The organism is Paenibacillus sp. FSL K6-1230, from assembly GCF_038002385.1.
Classification (GTDB): Bacteria; Bacillota; Bacilli; order Paenibacillales; family Paenibacillaceae; genus Paenibacillus; species Paenibacillus massiliensis.
Genome location: NZ_JBBOCK010000001.1, coordinates 3,434,781 through 3,457,200, shown reverse-complemented (window position 1 = coordinate 3,457,200; position 22,420 = coordinate 3,434,781). Strand labels below are relative to the sequence as shown.

Annotated in this window: 20 protein-coding genes and 1 pseudogene; 16 read left to right on the top strand and 5 right to left on the bottom strand. The window is 49.9% G+C overall.

The window, feature by feature from the left end; translation table 11 throughout:
* The first annotated feature begins 31 nt into the window (after positions 1-31).
* The 9 genes from MKX74_RS15150 to cysC all read left to right on the top strand — a co-directional run bounded on the left by MKX74_RS15150 (position 32) and on the right by cysC (position 10,215).
* Positions 32-685 (top strand): HlyD family secretion protein, encoded by a 654-nt coding sequence (locus tag MKX74_RS15150; RefSeq protein WP_025680138.1) that lies wholly within the window; start codon positions 32-34, stop codon positions 683-685.
* A gap of 11 nt (positions 686-696) precedes the next feature.
* Positions 697-2,208 (top strand): DHA2 family efflux MFS transporter permease subunit, encoded by a 1,512-nt coding sequence (locus tag MKX74_RS15145; RefSeq protein ID WP_341179001.1) that lies wholly within the window; start codon positions 697-699, stop codon positions 2,206-2,208.
* A 166-nt stretch (positions 2,209-2,374) separates the two neighbouring features.
* Positions 2,375-3,841, top strand: a complete 1,467-nt coding sequence (locus MKX74_RS15140) for an efflux RND transporter periplasmic adaptor subunit (protein ID WP_341179000.1) — start codon at positions 2,375-2,377, stop codon at positions 3,839-3,841.
* Between the two features lie 298 nt (positions 3,842-4,139).
* Positions 4,140-4,979 (top strand): STM4015 family protein, encoded by an 840-nt coding sequence (locus MKX74_RS15135; protein ID WP_341178999.1) that lies wholly within the window; start codon positions 4,140-4,142, stop codon positions 4,977-4,979.
* A gap of 57 nt (positions 4,980-5,036) precedes the next feature.
* The gene (locus tag MKX74_RS15130; RefSeq protein WP_341178998.1) at positions 5,037-6,380 is read left to right on the top strand and encodes an STM4014 family protein; all 1,344 of its coding nucleotides are present in this window, start codon (positions 5,037-5,039) and stop codon (positions 6,378-6,380) included.
* Between the two features lie 44 nt (positions 6,381-6,424).
* A complete protein-coding gene (locus MKX74_RS15125) occupies positions 6,425-7,207 on the top strand; it encodes an STM4013/SEN3800 family hydrolase (protein WP_341178997.1) in 783 nt (260 codons plus the stop codon).
* 166 nt (positions 7,208-7,373) lie between these two features.
* Complete coding sequence (locus MKX74_RS15120) at positions 7,374-8,720, top strand: STM4012 family radical SAM protein (RefSeq protein WP_341180585.1); 1,347 nt, start codon at positions 7,374-7,376, stop codon at positions 8,718-8,720.
* Positions 8,717-9,607 carry an STM4011 family radical SAM protein gene (locus MKX74_RS15115; protein WP_341178996.1) on the top strand — a complete coding sequence of 297 codons (891 nt, stop codon included), beginning with the start codon at positions 8,717-8,719 and terminating at the stop codon, positions 9,605-9,607. The genes MKX74_RS15120 and MKX74_RS15115 overlap by 4 nt, the downstream gene beginning before the upstream one ends.
* Positions 9,604-10,215 carry an adenylyl-sulfate kinase gene (gene cysC, locus MKX74_RS15110; protein WP_341178995.1) on the top strand — a complete coding sequence of 204 codons (612 nt, stop codon included), beginning with the start codon at positions 9,604-9,606 and terminating at the stop codon, positions 10,213-10,215. The genes MKX74_RS15115 and cysC overlap by 4 nt, the downstream gene beginning before the upstream one ends.
* A gap of 154 nt (positions 10,216-10,369) precedes the next feature.
* Here cysC and MKX74_RS15105 read toward each other — a convergent pair whose 3' ends face one another.
* The 4 genes from MKX74_RS15105 to MKX74_RS15090 all read right to left on the bottom strand — a co-directional run bounded on the left by MKX74_RS15105 (position 10,370) and on the right by MKX74_RS15090 (position 12,820).
* Positions 10,370-10,648 carry a YxcD family protein gene (locus MKX74_RS15105; protein ID WP_018884198.1) on the bottom strand — a complete coding sequence of 93 codons (279 nt, stop codon included), beginning with the start codon at positions 10,646-10,648 and terminating at the stop codon, positions 10,370-10,372.
* A gap of 6 nt (positions 10,649-10,654) precedes the next feature.
* On the bottom strand, positions 10,655-11,110 hold the full coding sequence (locus tag MKX74_RS15100; protein WP_018884199.1) for a hypothetical protein: 456 nt from the start codon (positions 11,108-11,110) through the stop codon (positions 10,655-10,657).
* A 242-nt stretch (positions 11,111-11,352) separates the two neighbouring features.
* Positions 11,353-11,922, bottom strand: a complete 570-nt coding sequence (locus tag MKX74_RS15095) for a PadR family transcriptional regulator (RefSeq protein WP_018884200.1) — start codon at positions 11,920-11,922, stop codon at positions 11,353-11,355.
* A gap of 325 nt (positions 11,923-12,247) precedes the next feature.
* A complete protein-coding gene (locus tag MKX74_RS15090; RefSeq protein ID WP_018884201.1) occupies positions 12,248-12,820 on the bottom strand; it encodes a beta-class carbonic anhydrase in 573 nt (190 codons plus the stop codon).
* A gap of 148 nt (positions 12,821-12,968) precedes the next feature.
* On the opposite strand from MKX74_RS15090, the gene MKX74_RS15085 reads away from it, so the two are divergent.
* Entirely contained in the window at positions 12,969-14,486 is a 1,518-nt protein-coding gene (locus MKX74_RS15085; RefSeq protein WP_341178994.1) for a carboxypeptidase M32, read from the top strand.
* A gap of 239 nt (positions 14,487-14,725) precedes the next feature.
* Here MKX74_RS15085 and MKX74_RS15080 read toward each other — a convergent pair.
* Positions 14,726-15,902 (bottom strand): annotated as a pseudogene (locus MKX74_RS15080) (IS110 family transposase).
* A 505-nt stretch (positions 15,903-16,407) separates the two neighbouring features.
* Between MKX74_RS15080 and MKX74_RS15075 the strand changes: the two are divergent.
* The 6 genes from MKX74_RS15075 (at position 16,408) to MKX74_RS15050 (ending at position 22,346) form a co-directional block, all read left to right on the top strand.
* Positions 16,408-17,409: an ABC transporter substrate-binding protein gene (locus MKX74_RS15075; protein ID WP_341178992.1), complete on the top strand. Its 1,002-nt coding sequence runs from the start codon at positions 16,408-16,410 to the stop codon at positions 17,407-17,409.
* A 36-nt stretch (positions 17,410-17,445) separates the two neighbouring features.
* On the top strand, positions 17,446-18,213 hold the full coding sequence (locus MKX74_RS15070) for an ABC transporter ATP-binding protein (RefSeq protein ID WP_341180584.1): 768 nt from the start codon (positions 17,446-17,448) through the stop codon (positions 18,211-18,213).
* A gap of 5 nt (positions 18,214-18,218) precedes the next feature.
* On the top strand, positions 18,219-19,049 hold the full coding sequence (locus MKX74_RS15065; RefSeq protein WP_018884205.1) for an ABC transporter permease: 831 nt from the start codon (positions 18,219-18,221) through the stop codon (positions 19,047-19,049).
* Between the two features lie 223 nt (positions 19,050-19,272).
* Positions 19,273-20,250, top strand: coding sequence for an aromatic acid exporter family protein (locus MKX74_RS15060; RefSeq protein WP_025680093.1), 978 nt, complete (start codon positions 19,273-19,275; stop codon positions 20,248-20,250).
* 107 nt (positions 20,251-20,357) lie between these two features.
* Positions 20,358-20,912: an outer spore coat protein CotE gene (locus MKX74_RS15055; protein ID WP_018884207.1), complete on the top strand. Its 555-nt coding sequence runs from the start codon at positions 20,358-20,360 to the stop codon at positions 20,910-20,912.
* Between the two features lie 201 nt (positions 20,913-21,113).
* The gene (locus MKX74_RS15050) at positions 21,114-22,346 is read left to right on the top strand and encodes a putative amidoligase domain-containing protein (RefSeq protein WP_341178991.1); all 1,233 of its coding nucleotides are present in this window, start codon (positions 21,114-21,116) and stop codon (positions 22,344-22,346) included.
* Positions 22,347-22,420 lie beyond the last annotated feature (74 nt).

Here is a 22,420-nt window from a genome sequence, read left to right as displayed (position 1 = left end):
ATAATAAATATAGAACTGGAGTGGAAAGGCAGTGAGCAAGAAGACAATATTGCCGGTGTTAGTCATTTTATTGATTCTCAGCGGCGGAACAATCGGATTCTATTACTGGTATCAGGGTTCTCATTTTGTGAAGAGTGAGGATGCTCGAATTCAGGCGGATGCCTACAAGGTTATGCCTTTGATCTCAGCGGAAATTACACATATTGATGTGGAAGAAGGCGACGAACTGCTCAAGGATGAGCCTGTGGCAGAGCAGGACGTTAGTGGACTGGATTCCAGCATGATTAACAAATCCGTTCTCCATGCCCCGATCAGTGGCACCGTCATCAAGGTGCATGCCAAGGAGCATGAAATGGGGACACCTGGGCAGGCTGTAGTGACGATGGCCGACATGAATAGTTTGTACGTATCAGCGAACATTGAAGAGACAGACATTAGTCGCATCGCGGCTGGGCAGCTAGTGGACGTTACGCTGGATGCAGCAGGCAACCGTTCGATTCAAGGAAAGGTCAGAACCATTGGCCAGGCTACGAACTCCGTCTTCTCCTTGATCTCTTCCGTCAATACGAGTGGTAACTATAATAAGGTAACACAGCGAATTCCCATTGAAATTGAATTGAACGTTCCCGAAGGCATGAAGCTAATCCCTGGCTCGAACGTTGAAGTGAAAATCCATACAAAATAGGAGGGGTAAACGTGGCTGATACGGAAATCACAACCTCTCCACCAGGTGCTGACAAGGAAAGCTGGCTGGCATTTATGGCCATTGTACTCGGAGCGTTCGTCGCTATCCTGAATAACAGTCTGATTAATGTCGCGATTCCAAAGCTGACTACGGATCTCGGCTCAACAACCTCCCGTATTCAATGGGTAATAACTGGTTATACCCTGGCTTCGGGAGTGATCGTTCCGATTACCGGGTACATGGAGCAGAAGATTGGCTACAAGAAATTTCTCATTCTTGCGCTGAGCATCTTCGCGATCGGAACGGCTATTTGTGCTTTGGCGTGGAGCGACAGCTCCTTGATTGCGGCACGCGTCCTGGCTGGCTTGGGTGGAGGCGTCATCATGCCGCTGAGCATGACAATTGTCTACAAGATCATTCCACGACATCAGATCGGTATGGCACTTGGAATATGGGGGATTGCAGCGATGGCTGCTCCTGCCGTAGGCCCGACGCTCAGTGGTTATTTGATCGAGTGGGTCAACTGGAGATTCCTGTTCATCGTGTGTCTGCCTGTAACGGTATTGGCGATTCTACTAGTTGTCTTCCTGATCAAGGAGCCAGAGAAGGGGACGCCGAGGGCGTTTGATCTGCCCGGCTTTGTACTTGCTGCGACCTGTGCAGGAACACTCCTGTATGCTCTATCCAACGGACAGAGTGACGGCTGGACTTCTTTCAAGATCGTAGGTCTGTTATTCATAGCTGTCTGGTCCTTGATTTTCCTGATTTATGTGGAGAGTGGCAAGGAGAACGCAGTGATTGAGATTTCATTGTTCAAAAATTTTAAATACAGCATTAGCGTAGTGGCCTCCAGCTTGGTCATGATGGGGATGTATGGCGGGACCTTCCTGACTCCGTTGTTCTTGCAAAATATTCAGGGTGTCTCACCGATTGAGACAGGTATCATACTCATTCCCCAAGCGGTGGCGATGGCTGTCATGATGCCGATTGCTGGACGTCTATTCGATAAATACGGCATCGTGCCGCTCGGACTGGTGGGCCTGACACTCACAAGCTTCATGACCTATCACTTGCATCTGCTTACACCAGATACATCCCATGCATGGCTAGAGACCGTCATGGCGCTACGCGGCATCGGAATCGGCATTTGTATGATGCCTCTATCGACAGTAGGGATGAACGCCGTTCATCCAAGCAAGGTAGCCAACGCCTCCACGGCCTCTAACTTGGTGCGTACGGTATCGGCTTCGATGGCGATTGCGGTCTTTACATCCATTATGCAGAGCCGATCGGCAGTGCATGCACAGCATGTATCCGAGTCGATTACTGCAGATGCGGCTCACACTTTTCAGAATATGCTGGGCAGTGGCTGGACCTCTACGGTCTCCAAACTGATTCAGTTGGACGCTGCATCACGAGGCATTGCGGATACATTCTTGATCTCATCGGTTCCGTTATTTTGCGCGATACCGCTTATTTTGCTGTTCATCGGCCAGCGTAAGCAGCGTGAGCAGGCTTCATAAGCACGCATTATAATGATGGATTTAATTCCGGCTTTGCAAGTAGGTATGTTCATTACGGATTCTAAGCAACGCGTTACACAATACGGCATTCAGATGAAAGGCTATGAAGTACCACGCCTGTCTGTCGTACAACAGATTATGATCATCAGTAAAGAAGGGAATAGCTATGATAAAAATGCAAATGCAGCGGGCATTGCCTGTCCTAATAGTAACAACTGCCCTCCTGTCGGGCTGCGCAACAAGTACGCCAGCAGCAGGGGAAATGGTTGTGCCTGTGAAGGTGTACCAGTCGCAAGAAGGCATCCTTGGTCACGGAAGCCAATATACGGGCACGATTACACCTGCCGAAACGGTAAACATCGTACCGAAAATATCCGGTCGCGTGGCGGCTCTTCAAGTCGATGTAGGGTCCGAGGTCAAGAAGGGACAAGTGCTCTTCACGCTGGAGGATCAGGACCTGCGCAATAATGTGGCTAAAGCCGAGGCAGCAGCTACCGCAGCAGCAGCGGGTGTAGAGACGGCGACCGTCTCGCATGAATCCAGCATGGTCCAAGCACAGTCAGGGGTAGTGCAGTCCAAGAGCGGTGTTATTCAATCCCGCAATGGGCTCAGCCAGGCTAGCAATGCCGTCACACAAGCCGAGTCTGCCGTTAAGCAGAGTACGAATGGAGTGACCACGGCAAAAAATGCAGTCAAGCAGACCCAGCAGGCTTTGGAGGATTCGCAGCGGAATCTTAGTCGAATCCAGACCTTGTTCGAAGAGGGAGCGGCTACAAAATCCCAGCTGGAGCAGGCTCAAACAAGCCTGACTGCTGCCGAAACGGCACATAGCAATGCCGAGAACGCACAAGCGAATGCCGAGCAGCAGCACATCGCGGCCCAGAAGGCGCTGGAGACAGCTCGTCAAGCCTATGCGAATGCGAATAGCTCACTTAGCAATGCCTCCAGCGGATACGGAAATGCTGAGCATCAGCTTGAGGTATCACGCAGTACGGCAGCTATTACTGCAAGTCAGGAATCGTTGAAGCAGGCACAGATTAACAAGGATATTGCACAAAATGCCCTGAAGGACAGCGTCATTACCTCGCCAATTAACGGTGTAGTAGGGGCCCGAAATATGGAAACGGGAGAGATGGTATCTCCTCAGGCAGCGGCATTAGTAGTGACGAATTTGAGCAAGGTCAATACCTTGATCTATGTGCCATCCGAGGACATTAATCAGATTAAGCCAGGCGACCGAGTTCAGGTACGAGCTACCGCCTTCGATTACGTAACCTCAGGGACGGTCAAGACGATCAGCCCGCTAAGCCAGAATGGAAAAGGCTACCCGGTGAAGATTGAAGTGGATAATGCTGATATGAGCTTCAAGGCAGGGATGTTGGCAGCTGTCAGCTTCGCAGATCATGATGCCGAGTCCGGGATTCTGGTTCCTAGCTCTGCCGTACAGCACGTAGATGAGCATGATTATGTGTATGTTGCCAAAGAAGGGGCAGCTGTACGTAAAGAGGTCAAGATCGGGCAAACAGCCGGTTCGCAGACACTGTTAACAGGCGGAATTGGAAAGGGAGAGTCCGTTATTATCAATAAACTGGCTTTGCTGGAGGACCATACTCCAATTCGTGTTTCCCAATAAGTTGTAATATGCAGTTGTTATAATAACTGTTGCTGTATATTAGCGGTGTTGCCGATAGTCGGTAGCACCGTTTTTTGTTCTGCAAATTTCAAGTGCTATTTGCGGCAAGGTTGTAGAACGGGCTAAATGAGCATGAAAGCGGCTGGAGGTCCAAACGTTCACCATAGTTGCGCGGACCCGAGCTCTGAACATCTTCAGTTCAATCTATATAGTGTGAATTGTCAAATTTTGACGAGAAGCAGGTCGGTCATTTACACTAAGAGAGGCCTTTTTCATATGATAAATGGAGGGATTCACGATGGAAATCAAGTTATCCTTGGATTATGAAGCCTATGAAGGTGGAGCAGTAATGGTGGACCTGGTTCGTGAGCTGGCGGGGAAGCCGGAGAGCACAGAGGTGACCTCATTGATCATTGGTGACTGGGGCGGAGCCTATGAGCAGGGCCCAGAGGATTTTGTGGAAGAGCTGATTGCACAAAAGGAACAGTTCCCGCAATTAAAGAAGCTGTTTATTGGAGACATGGGCTACGAGGAATGTGAGGTATCCTGGATCAATCAAGCGAATCTGGGGCCGCTGCTGCAGGCTTTTCCCCAGCTGGAGTCGTTCACGGTCAAGGGAAGTACAGATCTGGAACTTGACCCGCTGAATCATGACCATTTACAGGAGCTCGTCATTATTTGTGGTGGACTTCCAAAAAGAGTCCTTCATCAAATCCATGCAGCCTCTCTACCGGAGCTACGGAAGCTGGAGCTGTATCTTGGGGTTGAGGACTATGGCTTTGATGGACAAATGGAGGATATCTTACCATTTCTGAACCAGAATCCTTTTCCGAAGCTGACTTATCTTGGGCTCAAGGATAGTGAGCTACAGGACGAGATTGCAATCGCTGCTGCACAGTCCCCGGTGCTGAGTCAATTGGAGGTGCTTGACCTCTCCATGGGCACGCTATCGGATCAAGGAGCTGAGGCTCTGCTGGCAAGCGAGGGTGTGCGTAAGCTCAAGCATCTGAATCTAAGCTACCATTACATGTCGGATGAGATGCTGCTCAAATGGAAACAAACTGGACTGTCTGTAGATATAAGTGAACAGCAAGAGTCTGATGAGGATGATTGGCGTTATCCGGCATTGACCGAATAGGATGTGCCATAGACATTAGTGAATGTAGCTGATGAACGTAGCAAAGGTGGGATCATCATGAATCGCGCGACATGTGGGCAGATAGACGAGGGGATGCTTAACATCTATGCAGACAGCTCTCATGCGGACAACATCGCCTGGATGAGGAATGTACCTTACATTGTCATCGGTAATTCAGGCAATAAGCGCATACTCGGTATTCAACAAGCCAGAGCCAGTCTCGGATTGCAACCACCCATAGTGCTGAGCTACCTTGAACTGCTGGAATGGAAGCGTAGGGGTCGACACCTGTCGGAAATGCCTGAGTTGATGGCGGTGCATGCTAATCATTCTGCCAGCACCAGAGGCCCGGTCCTGCGTCTTGATGCCCCAGGTGATCATTTTGGTGTAGAAATGGAGCTTATCGCTCTAGGCGCCGAAGAGAGCATAGGCGACGATAGCCTGCTACCCATGAAGGGCATTCTGGCTACAGGAAGAATGCTCTCGGCAGAGCAGGCCAGATCATTGCAGCCGCATCCAGGGCGTATTTGGTATCCTGCGCAGTGGTTCAAAGGCTACTGCCGATTGCTGGCATGGCTTCGCTCGGAAATGCTGCTATTATGGCCTGAGCATCACTGGATCAATGATCCTGTGGACATTCCAGTCATGTTCGACAAGCGCTGCACCAGTACCCGTCTGTCTTCAGCAGGGGTGAGAGTCCCTCAATCGCTGCATGGGCACTTACTAAGCTCTTCTGCGCAGACTTATCGTGCGGATGTTGTGATTCCAGGAAGCGGCGAGGAGCTGAGAGAGAGCTTGCAGAATGCAGGCATGCATCGCGCATTCATCAAGCTGTTCTGCGGCTCTGCTGCTTCGGGTGTGATTGCCTATCAATTTCATCCGGTGACGGGGAAAGAAATTGCCCAGACGACGATTGGAATGGAGCAAAGCAGAGGTGAGCTCGTATTCTACAACTCTGGCCGCCTACACAAGTATACCGACGCAGCAAGCATCGGGCGACTGTTGGACTGGCTATGTCACGAGGGAGTACATGTGGAGCGCTGGATTCCCAAAGCTTCCGTTCATGGGAAAGCTTTCGATGTCCGGCAGCTAGTACACCGGGGCAAGGCCTGCCATGCCGTGCTACGTGCAAGTCGAACACCGATCACCAATCTTCACCTGCGCAACGAACGTCTTCAGCCTGAGGAGGCAGGGCTAGCCAATCCTATCCTGCAGAAGGTGGCAGCAACAGCCGAGCAAGCTCTTGCGGCGTTTCCACATTCCACGACAGCGGGAGTGGATGTGCTGGTTCCTGCGGACGGCAGCGCACCCTACGTGGTGGATATGAATCCTTATGGTGATCTGTTGTATCATGTTCGCTATGAAGGCATGGACACGTATACGTGGGAAATGGCGCATTAAATATAGAGTAAGATTGACAACTGCAATGACAAGGAGGGTGCCGAATGCCAGATATGAATGAGATTGTAGGTACCCATGACATCCTGATGATTACACTGGATACGCTGCGTTATGATGTAGCCAAGCTGGAGGAGGAGCATTGTCCAAACCTGTGTGCGGACGGCCCATGGGAGAAGAGACATACACCAGGAAGCTTTACCTATGCGGCTCACCATGCCTTCTTCGGTGGATTTCTACCGACGCCAGCGAACACCGACAAAGCCTCACATGTAAGGCTGTTTCATACGAAAAATACAGGACTGCCCACGCACCCCCATAGCTGGTTGTTTGATGCCCCTGACTTGGTAACAGGATTACAGCAGGAAGGGTATCGGACCATTTGTATAGGTGGTGTCATCTTCTTCACCAAAAAGAACAAGCTGGCCAAGGTACTGCCATCATACTTTATGGAAAGCTACTGGCGGATGACCTTCGGTGTAACGAACCCGAGATCCACGGAGCATCAAGTAAATCATGCGCTAAAGCTTCTAGCTGATGCTGATCCTGCGCAGCGGCTATTTATGTTTTTGAATGTGTCGGCTCTGCATGACCCCAATCATTATTTTGTACCGGGTGCGAAGAAGGATTCCATCGAGACCCAGAGAGCGGGGCTTCGATATGTGGATGAGCAATTGGGGCCACTGTTCGAGGCGATGCGCAGACGTTCCAAGACCTTCTGCATGGTGTTCTCGGATCATGGAACGGCCTACGGAGAGGATGGCTATGAAGGGCATCGGCTAGCACACGAGGTCGTCTGGAATGTGCCATATCGCGAATTCTTCCTGTGATGAGAAATATCGTGCAGCAGACAGCAGATTGAAGTATGAACAGGGGCTTGATGTCCTGATGGAGCATAAATGAGAGGAGGGAGCATTAATGAGTACCGTGCCCGAGGAACCGGCTCTGTCCATGAATCGTGGCGGCTCTACACATCAGAGTAAGAGGCCACAGCGAATGAACAGAGCAGATTGGCCGCAGCACTGGATCGAATGGGAGGCAGGACTACGGGAGGCCCCCTATCGTTCTTATTTATACTCTTATCCACATAAAACGGCATATCATGAGATTAATCCACCGATTCCATTATCCACCCTATGGAGTAAGGAGAAGCTGGAGAGCTATTTTTTGTACATGCATATCCCGTTTTGCGGTGCGAGATGCGGCTTCTGCAATCTCTTCACGCTCCCGGATCGAAGAGCTGATGTCCATGTGGAGTACGTGGATGCGCTTGAGCGTCAGGCACGTGAATGGGCTCCATTTGTGAAGGGGAGTCCGTTCTCTCGCTTTGCGATTGGTGGTGGAACACCTACTTTGCTGTCAGCGGAGCTGCTGGAGCGGGTATTCCATATTGCCAAGCAAGAGATGGGGCTGGATACGGAACAAGTCTCCATTTCGGTGGAGACCTCACCAGATACAGTTACTCCCGATCGGCTGGAGGTGCTGAAGAAGCACCGTACCGATCGAATCAGCATGGGCATTCAGAGCTTTGTAGAAGAGGAGAGCATAGCCATTCATCGACCGCAAAAGCCCGCTCTGGTCCGACAGGCATTGGATATGCTACAAGAGTATCGTTTCCCGCTACTAAATGTAGACCTGATCTATGGACTACCTGGGCAGACGGTAGAGTCGTGGCTGTATTCGCTGGAACAGGCTCTGTCGTACAATCCCGGTGAAATTTTTATTTACCCACTATATATTCGTGAGAATACCATTCTCAAGCCTGGACAGACAGGTCTAGAGAAGGATATTCGCCTTGAGCTATACAAGGCCGCGAGTCAAGGGCTTCTGCAGGCTGGCTATAAGCAGTTCTCCATGCGACGCTTTGCACGTGAGGGTGCAGGTACCACGAAATCACTGCTTCCCTACAGCTGTCAGGAGGAAGGAATGGTAGGTCTGGGCTGCGGCGCACGCTCGTATACTCAGGGCGTTCATTACGCTTCCAGATACGGTACGAGCATTGCAGCAACACGGCATATTCTTGCAGATTATGTGGCAGCCAAGCGACATGACGCCGTGGACTACGGCTTCATCTTGAATGAAGAGGAGCGGCAGCGTCGTTTCATCCTGAAGGCACTTCTCCATGCAGAGGGGCTGGAGCTTGCAGCCTATAGTGAGCGCTTTGGCGCAGAACCCTTCGTTCACGTACCAGAGCTGTCGATGCTGGTCGGTACAGGAGTTGCATATATTGAAGAGGACGTTCTTCGGCTGACAGAGGAGGGCATGGGCTACTCGGATGCCATTGGGGATTGGTTGATTTCATCCGATGTTCGTAACCGAATGGAAGGATATGTACACGCATGAGGGCGACTTTATATTTTCGAGGGACACTATCCTCTTGTAATTATACTTGTCCATATTGTCCCTTCAGCAAGACGAAGGATTCGCGGGAGACACTAATGCTTGATCGCAGACAGCTGGCGGAATTTGTAGACTGGGTTGAAGCACAGCAGGAGCAGGGGCATACGCTGTCGATCTTTTTTAATCCCTATGGCGAGGCGTTGATTCATTCCTGGTATCGCGAGGCTCTGGTACGTTTATCCCATATGCCTCATATCGAGAAGTTATCCATTCAGACGAATCTATCAGTGAAGCTGGACTGGACGGAGCAATTGCAGCCAGGGAAAATGTCATTCTGGGCGACTTATCATCCAGGTCAGACACAGGAAGACCACTTTCTGTCTCAATGTCAAGCCATCCACAGCCGTGGGCTTGGACTCAGTGTTGGAACGGTGGGGATTCGTCAGTCGTTTCCAGCCATTCGCTCCCTCCGTGCCCAGCTTCCGAAGGAGGTCTATATGTGGGTGAATGCCTTCAAAGACCGCCCACACTATTATACGCCCGCGGAGGTTGAGGAATTAACCGCCCTTGATCCTTACTTTGGGTGGAATGTACAGGATTATCCCAGTCAGGGCAAGGCTTGTGCAGCAGGAGAGACGGTCTTCTACGTGCAGGGGAATGGGAATGTCAAACGATGCTACAAGGATCGGCAAGTCATCGGCCATCTTTACCGGAACGGACTTGAGGGATTGGCTACTGAGCGAAGCTGCCGCATGAAGATGTGCGGCTGTCACATCGGATATATCCATATGAAGGGGCATCCGATTGGTGAGCAATTCGGCGGAGGACTGCTAGAGCGGATTCCTGGTCGACCGATACCGCGGGAGGACAGGGAGGTGCAGCAGGCATGAGACAGGCTCGTACGCCGCTTCTACGACGAGACAAGGAACAGCTTAACAAGCATACAGCAGCTGTAATCTGGTTAACGGGTCTGCCCGGAGCAGGCAAATCAACGCTTGCTACAGAGCTTGAGCATATCCTGCATGAGAAGGGCATTCGAACGGCCCTCTTGGATGGGGATGTATTGCGCCAAGGCCTTAATCGTGATCTGGGGTATACTGCCGAGGCACGAGCAGAGAATATTCGAAGGACAGCCGAAGTCGCACGTCTACTAGCGAATGCGGGAGTAGTCACCATCTGTGCTCTGATTTCACCCTACGAAGTAGATCGTCACCAGGCCAGAGAGATCATCGGTCCCATTCCGTTCTGCGAGGTGTATGTGGATTGTGACCTTGATATTTGCGAAAGTCGTGATCCTAAGGGAATGTATCGGAAGGCACGAAGTGGAGATATTCCGAATTTTACAGGAGTCAGCGCACCCTATGAGGTACCCACTCACCCTGAGCTACGAATTGCGACTGGGCACAACGATGTGAAGCAATCGGTCGATGAGCTGCTGTCCGGGCTGTCCGCACTGCAGTTGATTCGAAACGTGAGATTGGATAACGTTCATCACTAGTGCCATTTGAATTTTGGACATTAGAGACAATCAAATTCAGCGATGCAGAAAAGATGGGTCTGATTTTAGCTTATGTGCAAAAAGGGGATTCCCCGGTTCATGGAACCAGCGGGAATCCCCTTTGCTATTAGCGTATATCTATTCGGTGTTCAGACTACGTGCGAATATGAGCTGTGATCTCTTCATCCAGATGCAGCGTCAAATCCTCACGATAGGCCCGAATCTGATATTCGGTATGCACGTATCTCAGGATAGCTTCAGTAATGTTGGACTCGACCAGATACTGACTTCTGCCATGAACCCATACTTCAGCAGTGTAGCCTGTGTCCTCATCCCAGCTAAGTTCGACCGAAATATCGGTCGGGCTTACTTGCTTGCGTTCAGCCATATGAAGGCAGACCGCGTTTATAATTTCATCCATGCTTATAACCATAGTTTATCAACGTCCTTGGTGAGAATCATTGACTTTGCGGCGATTTTTGAAGTTGCGATACAGTGCGAATGCAGCTACCACAATCAGATAAATAACGAGCAGGTTCACTGCAAGACCCAGGATCTCACCCAGTCCACCCATACCAGCGAACAGTCCGCCAAACAGCAAGCCTGCAATACCGCCGATCATCAGGCCCTTCATGAGTCCGCCACCACCGAACATGCCACCACCTGTAGTACGGTTTGCCGTGTTGGAAGCAGCGCCATTCGTGTTGTTCGTGCCGCTGTCGCTCTTGTTGACGTTACTGCTGTTGTTGGCTTTGTTAGGTGTCTGCTGGTAGCTCTTGACTCCGGATTTGAAGCCGCCTCGTCTAGCATCTGCCGTGGAAGGCGCAGCCAAGGCAAAGATTAAGGTGAAGGCCATCATAATCATGGTGAATTTTTTAAGTGAGAATGCTTTCATTAATATCGAATACCTCCATTTAATTTAAATTAATCATCTTACTCAGCCGCTTACACATGTTATACGAATCAGCTGGAGAAGGGTTTCAAAAATAATTATTAAAAAAATGATAATTTTATGCGTGCAATACGAACGAGTAATTCAATGCCTCTTTTTTAACCGTAGAGCACTAATGTGCCCTGAAACAGTTCTGAATGGCAGATTAGCTCGGGAGTAATCAGGTCCAAATTCCGATTAAGTTACTAGCTGTTGAGCGTCAAGAACGGATTGTTATCAGCTCTTACATCACCCGTAGCGAGCATGCGAAGCACCATCTGGCACCATTCCAGACCAGCCTTGGCATTCAAGAGACCCTTCTGCACCAGAATGAAATCGCCGAAGGAAGGGCTGCCGAAATGCAAATTATCTGTCGGGATGTTCTCCAGAATCTTTTCGAAATATTGAATGCGTCCTGTAAAATGCCGTTTGCGTTCTTCCAGCATACGGACGGCGCTGCCCTGATCAGCAAGCCATAGACAGAATAGGCGAAGACTCAGCTCATCCCTCGTAACGGGTGGGGCTGCAGACTCTTGAGTCCATTGCTGCAAAGTATGAATACCTTTGTCTGTAATGGAATACATTTTCTTGTCGGGTTTGTCCGATTGCTGAATCCAACGGGAGGACAGAAGTCCGTTCTTCTCCATACGTGATAGCAACGGGTAGATCTGACTGTGCTTGGCTTGCCAAAAAGGCTGAATCTCCAGCATCAGATCGTAGCCCGAGGATTCCCGTCTAGCGAGCAATCCTAATAAACCATAGGATAGCAAATTCATATTGAATAGTCTCCTTCATCCAATTTGCGAACATGTTGTACATTTGAATCGGCGGCTGAGCGGTCTGCTGCATACGAGCAGCCACTTATTTCAGCATTTTGCTCAACCCATTACAGCGCCATCAAGCACAATATATATACGCAAAATATTGAAGTGCATAAATATTGTTCTTGAAAAACATGAATTGGATTTATGCAAAAGGCTTATATAAAAGTGTACACTGAAACTGTATGGTTTGACAACTTGTGCTCTGAATTGCTCATGTAACATAAAGAGACCGATTCCATATGTTTCCTGAAATCGGTCTCTCAAGTATAGAGGGAACTTATGCTTTTTCCTGCTCATAACCGTCTACTACTAAGGTAAGCTCACCTGTCTCTGGGTGAATAATCATGCCATGCACGGGCACTTCCGCAGGTAGTAACGGATGGTTCTTGATGACTCCCACAGTGCTTGTCACGCCTTCTGTGACATTTTCGAAGCCACGTAGCCATTTCTTAAGCTTGATACCTGAATTTTCTAGCGTACTTAGGACCTCTTGTGATATTCCGCGCTCCAGCATGTGTCCAATCATGACATCTGAGTTCAAGGCAGCCATGCCGCATTCGTGATGTCCGACGACAACGACTTCATCGGCGCCCAGCTCATAGATGGCTACCAGCACGCTCCGCATGACACTTCCGAAGGGTTGAGAGATGATCGCTCCGGCATTCTTGATGACTTTAACGTCTCCGTTACGAAAATTCATAGCACTATGCAGTAACTCTACCAAACGGGTGTCCATACAAGTGATTAACACCATTTTTTTGTTGGGGAATTTGCCAGTCTTGAAGCTCTCGTATTCTTTTTTTTCCACGAAGGCTTTGTTATGTTCTAGTATTTGCTGGATCTGATTCACGTTCATTCCTCCTACGTTTACAAGTGATCTTAAAGCGGTGAATTACTTATTTCAAAATTTAGCTTTTGAAGCGGAATTGAATTTGATTATACGTAACTATAGAAGTATCATCAAGTAGTAAGCAAAAAAATGAAATGAGGTGGATAGCATGGCACAAGCACCAGCTGAGCGGCTCGAAGAGCTGAAGGAACTGGTTCGCAAGATTAAAAGCTATGTGGAGGCAATCGGACTCATGCATTGGGATCTAAGAACGGGAGCTCCCCGCAAAGGAGTCGATATCCGCTCGCAGACGATCGGAATGCTCACTACAGAATGCTTCAAGCTGCAGGTGTCGCCACAGATGGGCGAGCTGCTGGAGTATTTTGCGGATCCAGGAATCATGGCAGATCTTAGCGATACAGATCGACGACTGATTGAAGAATGCCGCACAGAATATGAGCGTAATCGTTCCGTTCCGGCGGACAAGATCAAGGAGTACAGCATTCTCGCTGCGCAATCCGAGAGCTATTGGGAAGAAGCGAAGGCTAATAACGACTTTGCTGGCTTTGAGCCTTACCTTACGAAGATTGTAGCCTTCAAGCAGGAATTTATTGAATACTGGGGCGTGAAGGATACTCGTTATGATACGCTGCTGGATATGTACGAGCCTGAGCTGACGGTTGCGAAGCTGGACGATGTGTTCGGAAGGCTTAAGAAAAGACTGGTACCTCTATTGGAGCGTATTCAGGCATCTCCGTACCAGCCGACACACGATTTCTTACATAAGGACTATGATGTCAAGCAGCAAGAAGCATTCGGACTGTTCCTGCTCAAGGAAATGGGCTACGACTTCGAAGCGGGACGACTTGATGAGAGTGTACATCCTTTTGCTACTGGACTGAATCCCGGGGATGTTCGCATCACGACTCACTACATGCCGAATGATGTCCTCAGTGCGATCTTCAGTTCTCTCCATGAAGGAGGGCATGCGCTGTATGAGCAAAATATCTCGCAGGAGCTGGCAGGTACGCTGCTGGCTGAAGGAACCTCGATGGGGATTCACGAATCGCAGTCCCGTCTTTGGGAAAACATGATTGGCCGAAGCAAACCATTCTGGCAGCGTTACTATAACGATCTGCAGAAGCATTTCCCAGAGCAATTGAAGGACGTGACGATGGAGCAGTTCTATCTGGCAGTGAATCGGGTGGAGAATTCCTTGATCCGGATTGAAGCTGATGAATTGACCTACAATCTTCATATTATTATCCGTTATGAGATCGAGAAGATGCTGTTCAACGAAGGTCTTGAGGTCAGTAAGCTACCAGAAGTATGGAATGAGAAGTACAAAGCGTATCTGGGGCTCACACCTCCAAGCAACAGTCAGGGAGTGCTACAGGACGTACATTGGTCTGGCGGTGATTTTGGATATTTTGCCTCGTATTCTTTAGGAAATATGTATGCCGCACAAATTTTGGCGACGCTGCGTAAGGAAATGCCAGAATTCGATCAATATATCGCGCGTGGTGAGCTGCTGCCCATCAAGGAGTGGCTGACGGACAAAATTTATGTGTACGGCAAGAGCCGCACGCCTTCCGAATTGATCGAAGCTATTACAGGTGAGGAGTTGAATCCGGATTATCTGGCTGATTATCTGGAGCAGAAGTATACTGAGATTTATAAGCTCTAGTCGAAATGAAATTGATCAGACCGAAATCGTTCTTAACGATAACGAATGTATGCTGCTGCGATCCCATTAAGCTTGTTAGCAACTATGGGATAACACCGCTTGTCATGGCTGCATGTAGCACAAAAACCAGCTAATACTTGTCAAGGATTTTGTATTGGTGATTCACGTTCTTCTTGGTATACTATTTTTGAGCACAACAAAGAACCCTCATTGGCGTGAAGGTTCTGGATAATTATGGGTCAAGGTTTGAAGGGCTGCTGTTTGCTGAGGATGGCGTACACGTGATGTAGTAGCTTGTTGGCGCAGGCGATCACGACCACCTTGTACGGCTTGCCCTCTTTTCTTTTTTTCTCGTAATACTCCCGAATTCTTAGATTAGTACTTCCGCGAATCCCACACTGTACGGCTAAATATAACGCTCTACGAAGCCTCTTGGAGCCTCGTTTGGTTATTCGGGAGCTAGTCGCTGTGAATTTTCCGGAGCTGAATATGCCGGGGTCTAACCCTGCAAAAGCCACCAGTTGTTTGGCTTCTTTAAACTGCCGAACATCTCCGATTTCTGCGACAATAGCGGCTGCCAACTTATCTCCGATTCCCGGTATACTCTTCATGAGTTCAACCTCTGGAAGAACCGTTGCCAGCTCATCCATTTGCTTCTCCAGTACACTCAATTGTTCTGTGAATGCTAGAACTAAGCTTACTATACTGCTTAAAACCGAGGTTTGTGTAGGGCTCCTCGGCTCCTCACTCCATCGGGACAATACTTCCTTGAGGTGTTCTGTCTTCGCCTCTGCCCACTTCTTAGAATGTGATTTTCCTGCGTTTTTTTGGATGACTCCATGAAGATCCTCTGCTTGGTCTTCCAAGCAACGAGTAAGCACGTGTAGAGATGTCGCCGAGAACAGGTTACTAAAAACCTTCTCATATTCCGGGAAAACCTGATCCAGCAAGGCCCTCATATTTAATTTTGCTTGTACAAACATCCCCGTTACAAACTCATGCTGCCTCGTCACATGCTGAAGTTCCGTATAGCCCTCTTCCCACGTCCGGTGCGGGGTGACATCTCCCCGGTAATACATCTCGGCTAAATGCCAAGCATCTGCCGCATCCGTCTTCACCTTTCTTAACCGAGTACCCTTCGCCCGCTTAGCCTGTAAGGGATTGACGATGAAATATGTCCATCCACTGCGTTTCAAGTAGGCGACAAGTCCACGATGATAGTGACCGGTTGCTTCCAGAATAACCACTGGCGACTGCAGTCTGTGCTTGCAACTCGGATAGAAGCCGACCCAATTGCTCCAACCCACTTTTCTCGTGGGAGATGCTTATCGCCTTCCTCCAAGACTCATTCCGCTTTAAAAATGCTTGTACCACGCTGAATCCCTTTGCTACATCTACTCCCACTACAGGCTCCATAACAACCTCCTAAATCGTATTTGCCGGCACTCCTACGATGGTTCCAAACCCATAGCTTCGCTTGTGATGCGGGGTCTATTGCCCCTACCAGCTCAAACATGGTCATTGGAGATAGTAGGAGAACAGTTTTTGTGACGGGGTAACTCTCCCCAAAAGGCCCTGCGTTCTCCCGGCTACCGCCATCTTATTCTACCTACAAAAATAGGCCAACCAGAAGTTTCTGGCTGACCTAATAATACGAAAGGCCCTCCCGAGGAGGGCTTTTTTGTCGTTATCGCTGTGCGAAGCTTGCCCCAGTAGAAGGAGACATTGTTGCACAGTTTGTAACTTAAGCATTCATGATAATCCCTGTCGGGATATGTGCATGAATGGATAGTGTAGTGTATGTATTAAGTGCGGTGTGCATTGTAGAAAGGTGGATGTAGTGTGGTGTCTGCGATTAACCATTCCTGAAACATCTGCATAGTTATGTAGAAAGATCGAAGGTGAATTGGGAGGAATGGGGATGAGAACAGCCGGCTGGATCAAGACGGGAATGGCAGCAGTGCTGTGCGGGCTATTGCTCGGTGGCTGCGTGCCAAAGCAGCAAGGGATCGAGATACAACTAGGCGAGGTTGCGCGGACAATATTCTATGCACCGCAGTATGTGGCACTGAGTCAGGGCTTTTTTGAAGAAGAGGGACTGAATGTAGAGCTTACGACGATTCCCGGAGGGGATAAATCCATGACGGCTCTATTATCCAATCAATCGGATATTGCGCTAATCGGAGCAGAGACCTCTATATATGTAGCGCAGCAGGGGACAGAGGACCCTGTCATGAACTTTGCACAACTAACGCAGACGGATGGGACCTTCCTGTTCGCGCGACATGCTGAAGGATCCTTCGATTGGAACTCCCTGGTAGGGTCCAAGTTTTTAGGTCAACGCAAAGGCGGCATGCCGCAAATGGCGGGAGAATTTACATTGCGTAAGCAGGGGATTGATCCCCATCAGGATATGGAACTGATTCAGAACATAGATTTTGCCAATATTGCTTCGGCGTTCGCTTCAGGCACTGGCGATTATGTGCAGCTGTTCGAGCCACAGGCTTCGATCTTTGAACAGGAGGGCCGAGGCAAGGTGGTTGCTTCCTTTGGAGAAGAGAGTGGACAATTACCGTATACGGTCTACATGGCTAAACAGAGTTATATGAAGAAACATCCAGCGGCCATTCAGAAATTTACGAACGCAGTACACAAAGCCCAGCTGTGGGTAGACACGCATACAGCAGAGGAGATTGCCGAAGCGATCCTGCCATTCTTCAAGGATACCGACAAAGCAATTGTGGTCAGCAGTGTCAAACGGTACAAGGAGCAGGGGACATACGCCGTTAGCCCGGAAATCGACGAAGCAGAGTGGAATAATCTGCTGGATGTGCTGGACGGGGCTGGAGAGCTTCAGCGTCGGGTACCACTTACCGAGATTGTAGACAACAGTCATGCGCTGCAAGCTGCTTCGACCGAATAAATCATCGCTGAAAGGGGGCGACCTGCCTTGAACCGAATGGTAGAGCTCAGACATGTGACCCATGTATATGTGACGGATCGTGAGGCCTCTCTGGCGGTAGAGGACTTGAATCTATCGGTCGCTGCCGGCGAATTCATCAGTCTTGTAGGCCCCAGCGGATGTGGCAAGACGACTATACTATCCATGATTGCGGGTCTGCTGCAGCCAACTACGGGGGAGGTCCTGCTCCGCGGCAAGGCGGTGGAGGGCCCTAGCAGCATGGTTGGGTATATGCTGCAGCAGGACTATTTATTTCCTTGGCGGACGATTCTTGATAATGCGCTGCTGGGCTTCGAATTGAATGGCCGTGTGGACGAGGAAGCGAAGGAACGGGCACAGCTCCTGCTGCGGGGCATGGGACTAGGTGGTACAGAGCAGCTGTACCCATCGCAGCTGTCCGGTGGGATGAGGCAGCGCGTGGCACTGGTCCGAACACTTGCGACCAACCCCAGCCTTCTGCTCCTGGATGAGCCGTTCTCGGCTCTGGATTATCAGACGAAGCTGCAGCTGGAGGATTTGATTGCCGAGACGCTCCGTGAACGGGGCAAGACAGCGATTCTGGTCACGCATGATCTGGCGGAGGCGATCGCAGTCAGTGATCGTGTCATTGTATTGGGCCGAAATCCTGGTCATCTTCGACGCATGTTCCGGGTACCGGTGCAGATTCGCGATACACAACCGTTTTATGCCAGGGAGCAGCCGGGCTTTAACGAGTTGTTCCACGAAATCTGGGCCGAGCTGGAAGACTCGGGCGGAAGGGAGTGACAGATATGGAGAAATCCGTTGTGAAGCGGGATTCATCCTGGCTGAAGACTCTGCACCGGGAGCATCTGAGACGTAGTCGACAGTTAACCCGACGTGTGCTGTCCGTGCAACTCGTAATATTATTTGCATCCCTTGCCCTATGGGAGATCGCAGCTCGACTGCGTTGGATTGATGTACTGCTGTTCAGCTACCCCACCAAGGTGGTGCTTCAGATTGTCGGTGATGCACTCAGCGGCGAGCTCTGGGGTCATCTGGGCGTGACTGTTGGGGAGACCATCGCGGGCTTCTTGCTGGGAACACTACTCGGGACGCTGCTGGCAGTGCTCATTTGGTGGTCACCTTTCCTCTCCAGAGTGCTGGACCCGTACATGGTTGTATTTAACAGCATGCCCAAGGTGGCTCTCGGTCCAATATTTATAGTTATGTTTGGAGCAGGCTTCATGGCTATTCTGATGACGACATTGTCCATCACGGTCATCGTTACAACGCTTGTCGTGTACAACAGCTTTCGGGAAGTCAATGATCATTACATTAAGGTGGTCAGGACACTTGGGGGGAGCAAACGCGATATTTTTGCGAAGGTCATCCTGCCCGCCTCTTTTCCTACCATTATCTCTTCGCTCAAGGTGAATGTGGGTATGGCATGGGTTGGTGTCATCGTAGGTGAATTCCTGACAGCCAAGAGCGGACTGGGATATTTGATTATTTATGGCTTTCAAGTGTTCAATTTCACGCTGGTGATGTCCAGTCTCCTGATTATTTCGGTGGTGGCTACGTTGATGTATCAGGGGGTGGCCTATCTGGAGCGCAAGCTGCTGGCGGGCAGGCCACAATGATGAACCATAATATAGGGCATAAGTTGGTCATAAGAGAGGGGTTCCAGGAGGCTATATCCTGAGAAGTCCTCTTTTTGTTAGCACTGGCTGAGTGATCGTTACGCATAGAACTAATGCTGATATGAGATTATAGTCATGAAAATAGCGAATGTGTTATTTCTAAAAAAATGATGTATGATGAAAATGCATCAAAATGACTTTCAGAAGGGATTATGTGAATGGCATGGGTTTTCGGGTGATTAAGACAGCGATTGCAGCGCTAATGGCTGTCCTCATCGCAGACGGTCTCGGAGTACATGGAGCGACTTCGGCCGGGTTGCTGGCGATATTGGGGGTGGACGTAACCCGTAAAAGGAGTATCCGCTCTATTTCGGCCCGATTTTTTGCATCAGTGGTAGGCCTATTGTTTGCAAGCGTACTCTTTCTCTTGTTTGGTCTGCATTACTGGGTGCTGGCGCTATATATTTTGACTGCCTTCCCGATCATTGTAAGGGCTGGTTTCAAGGAAGGGATTGTAACAGGCTCGGTTGTTGTCTTCCGGGTGTTCAGCGAAGGGGTCGTGGACACGCATACACTGCTGACCCAGCTGTACCTTCTGCTTATTGGACTGGGCTCAGCAATGGTTGTGAATCTGATCTATATGCCGCGTACGGATAATACGATGCTGGAGATTCGGCATCATATTGACGAGACATTTTCCATCATCTTCAGTAATATCTCCCGGACATTGCGCGAGCCTGGCTTCGTCTGGAATGGTCAGGAGATTATTGATGCTGAGATGGCGATTGCCAAAGGGATCACGGAGGCTGGACGTTCCCTGGAGAATCAGGTGATTAATCCAAAAGAGGATTGGAAGATCTATTTCTATATGCGAAAGCAGCAGCTGGAATCCATTCAATATATGCTTCAGCTTGTCTCGCAGATGTACGAGCATATGCCACAGGGCGACCTGATGGCTGAATTGTTCGAGCAGCTCAGTAAGGATGTCCTCACGGAGCACTATACCGGAAGAACGGAGAAGCTATCCGAACTGGTAGGGAACAAGTTCAAGGAAATGGAGCTGCCAAATTCGCGTGAGGAGTTCGAGGTCCGCTCGGCTATTTTGCAGCTGAACCGCGAGCTGGAGCGTTTTTTGAAGATAGCCAAAAAGGATAAGGCTCCTGCTCCAACAGAGCATCGCGCTTCTCCTTTTCCTTCCTAGGAGTGCTTCCAGATAAATAATCTCATTTTCTCTATATCTATTTACTCAACATTCGCCCACATCCTGCATACATATGTATGGAATGATTGTATGGAGGAGGTTCAAGAATGTCATTGAGTCATAAACAACATCGTAGAGAAATTATTACCAAAGCGATCTGCGGCAAAGGTCGCAAATTCTCTACCGTAACACATACCGTGACTCCGCCACATAATCCGACCAGCATTCTGGGGGCATGGATTATCAACCACCAGTATGAAGCGGTCTCCGCCGGCGATGGAATTGAGGTTGTGGGAACCTATGATATTAACATATGGTATTCCTACAACAAAAACTCTCAAACCGATGTGGCGAAGGAAACGGTATCGTATGTAGAGCAGGTTGGTCTGTCTTATGTAGATCCGAAGCACCGGGCTTCTACAGTGGAGGTGTCTGCGGATGCAACGCAGGAGCCTAGCTGTGTGGAAGCGACGGTGTCCTCGGCAGGCAACAGTGTCGTGATTCGTGTAGAGCGTGAATTCGCAGTAGAGCTAATCGCTGAGACCAAGGTCGTTGTACGTGTGTATGACACTGCCGATGAGGAGGATAAGGATTACGAATTCCTCTCCGATGAAGGCGAGTTAGAGGATCTCGACTTCGAATTGCTGGATGATGAGCTGTAGAGAGAGAAGCATATAGAGCGACTGGCGCTTAGATCAGAGGGGTGATGGTACAGAGCCCTTGTATGATGCCCTTGCGTGTGACTATGGGATAATATATGCGCCGACAGCGGCTAAGTAGAGGGCGGATGCCCTCCTTTTTATTTTTTAGAGGAATTAAAGGGGGCAAGACGAGGTCGTGACGCGAGTGAGGGAGCTGAGCAAATGGTGAAGACTTTAGGAGATCCTTCTCTGTATGCAGGGCTAAGCGAACAGCAGAAGCTTGCACGTCTTTTGCGCAGTGGTATTCGAGCCAATTGGGAGCCATCCCGCACGAAGGGCTTCGCGCTGGGCTACGCTGTGCTGATTCGTGAGCTGGAGCTTCTCGAGGTGAGCAGACGAGGAACTGCGGCACGTATGGGGATCATGGCCGTGGAAGGGCAGGATGAGTCGATAAGTTCTGTCTTGATGAAAAAGCTGGAGCGAGCGGCTGTCCGAACGTTGTACACACTGGGATTGGACAGCGGTGAGGTAATACTGATGCCAGCCATGGACGCAGGGTACGAGGTGCGGTCCGTAAGGGAGGCGCCATGGACGGAAGATTCACGTCTGCAACGCATGTATCAGTCCAGGGAATCTGCTCATGCGCAGGAGAAGGCTGAACGTGACATTGCCGGGTACGGGAGAGCCCTTGTAGGAATGGACCCGGAGTTCATCTTGGTCCGACGTGACCAAGGGAAGGTGGTTCCTGCCTCACGATTTCTGGAGCGGTGGGGGGAAGCTGGATGTGATGCGGTGACGAGAAGAGAGCGCACACTTTTTCCGATTGCAGAACTCAGGCCCGCACCCAGCAGTGAGCCTGAACGGTTACTGCGGCATTTACGAAAGGCACTTGCAGCAGCATCTTCTCGAATCACGGATCGTTCCTTATTGTGGAGAGCTGGTGCCATGCCACAGCCAGGTCTTCCTCTAGGGGGGCATCTGCATTTTAGCCGTGTACGCCTAGAGGCAGAGCTACTGCGTGCATTGGATAACTATCTGGCTTTACCTATTGCCACCTTGGAGGACCCAAAATCCACAGCGAGACGCCCGCGGTATGGTATCTTGGGGGATTTCAGACGGAAGGAGCATGGAGGCTTCGAGTATCGGACCTTGCCCAGCTTTCTGATTTCACCCCTGCTGGCCAAAGGCGTCATTGGTGCAGCGTACCTGATTGCGGAGCATTATCAGGAGTTACACCTCAGGCCACTGGACCAGGAAGAGATCCACGCCGCATTTTATGCAGCTGATCGTGACCGCTTGTATACCTGCTTGGAACCATTGCTGCAAGGGATGGAGAAGGTGGTAGATTATGAGCGTTATGAGCCCTTTACAGGACCGCTCTTTCGGGAGCTGCGTTCAGGCGGTCATTGGGATGAGATGAGAGATATTCGTCCTCTATGGCGGCTTCCTACGTAGGGAAGAGAACACAACGGAAGCATGCTAGCAACAGTTGACATGTTTTGAGCTGGCTTTTTTGATATAATGAACCT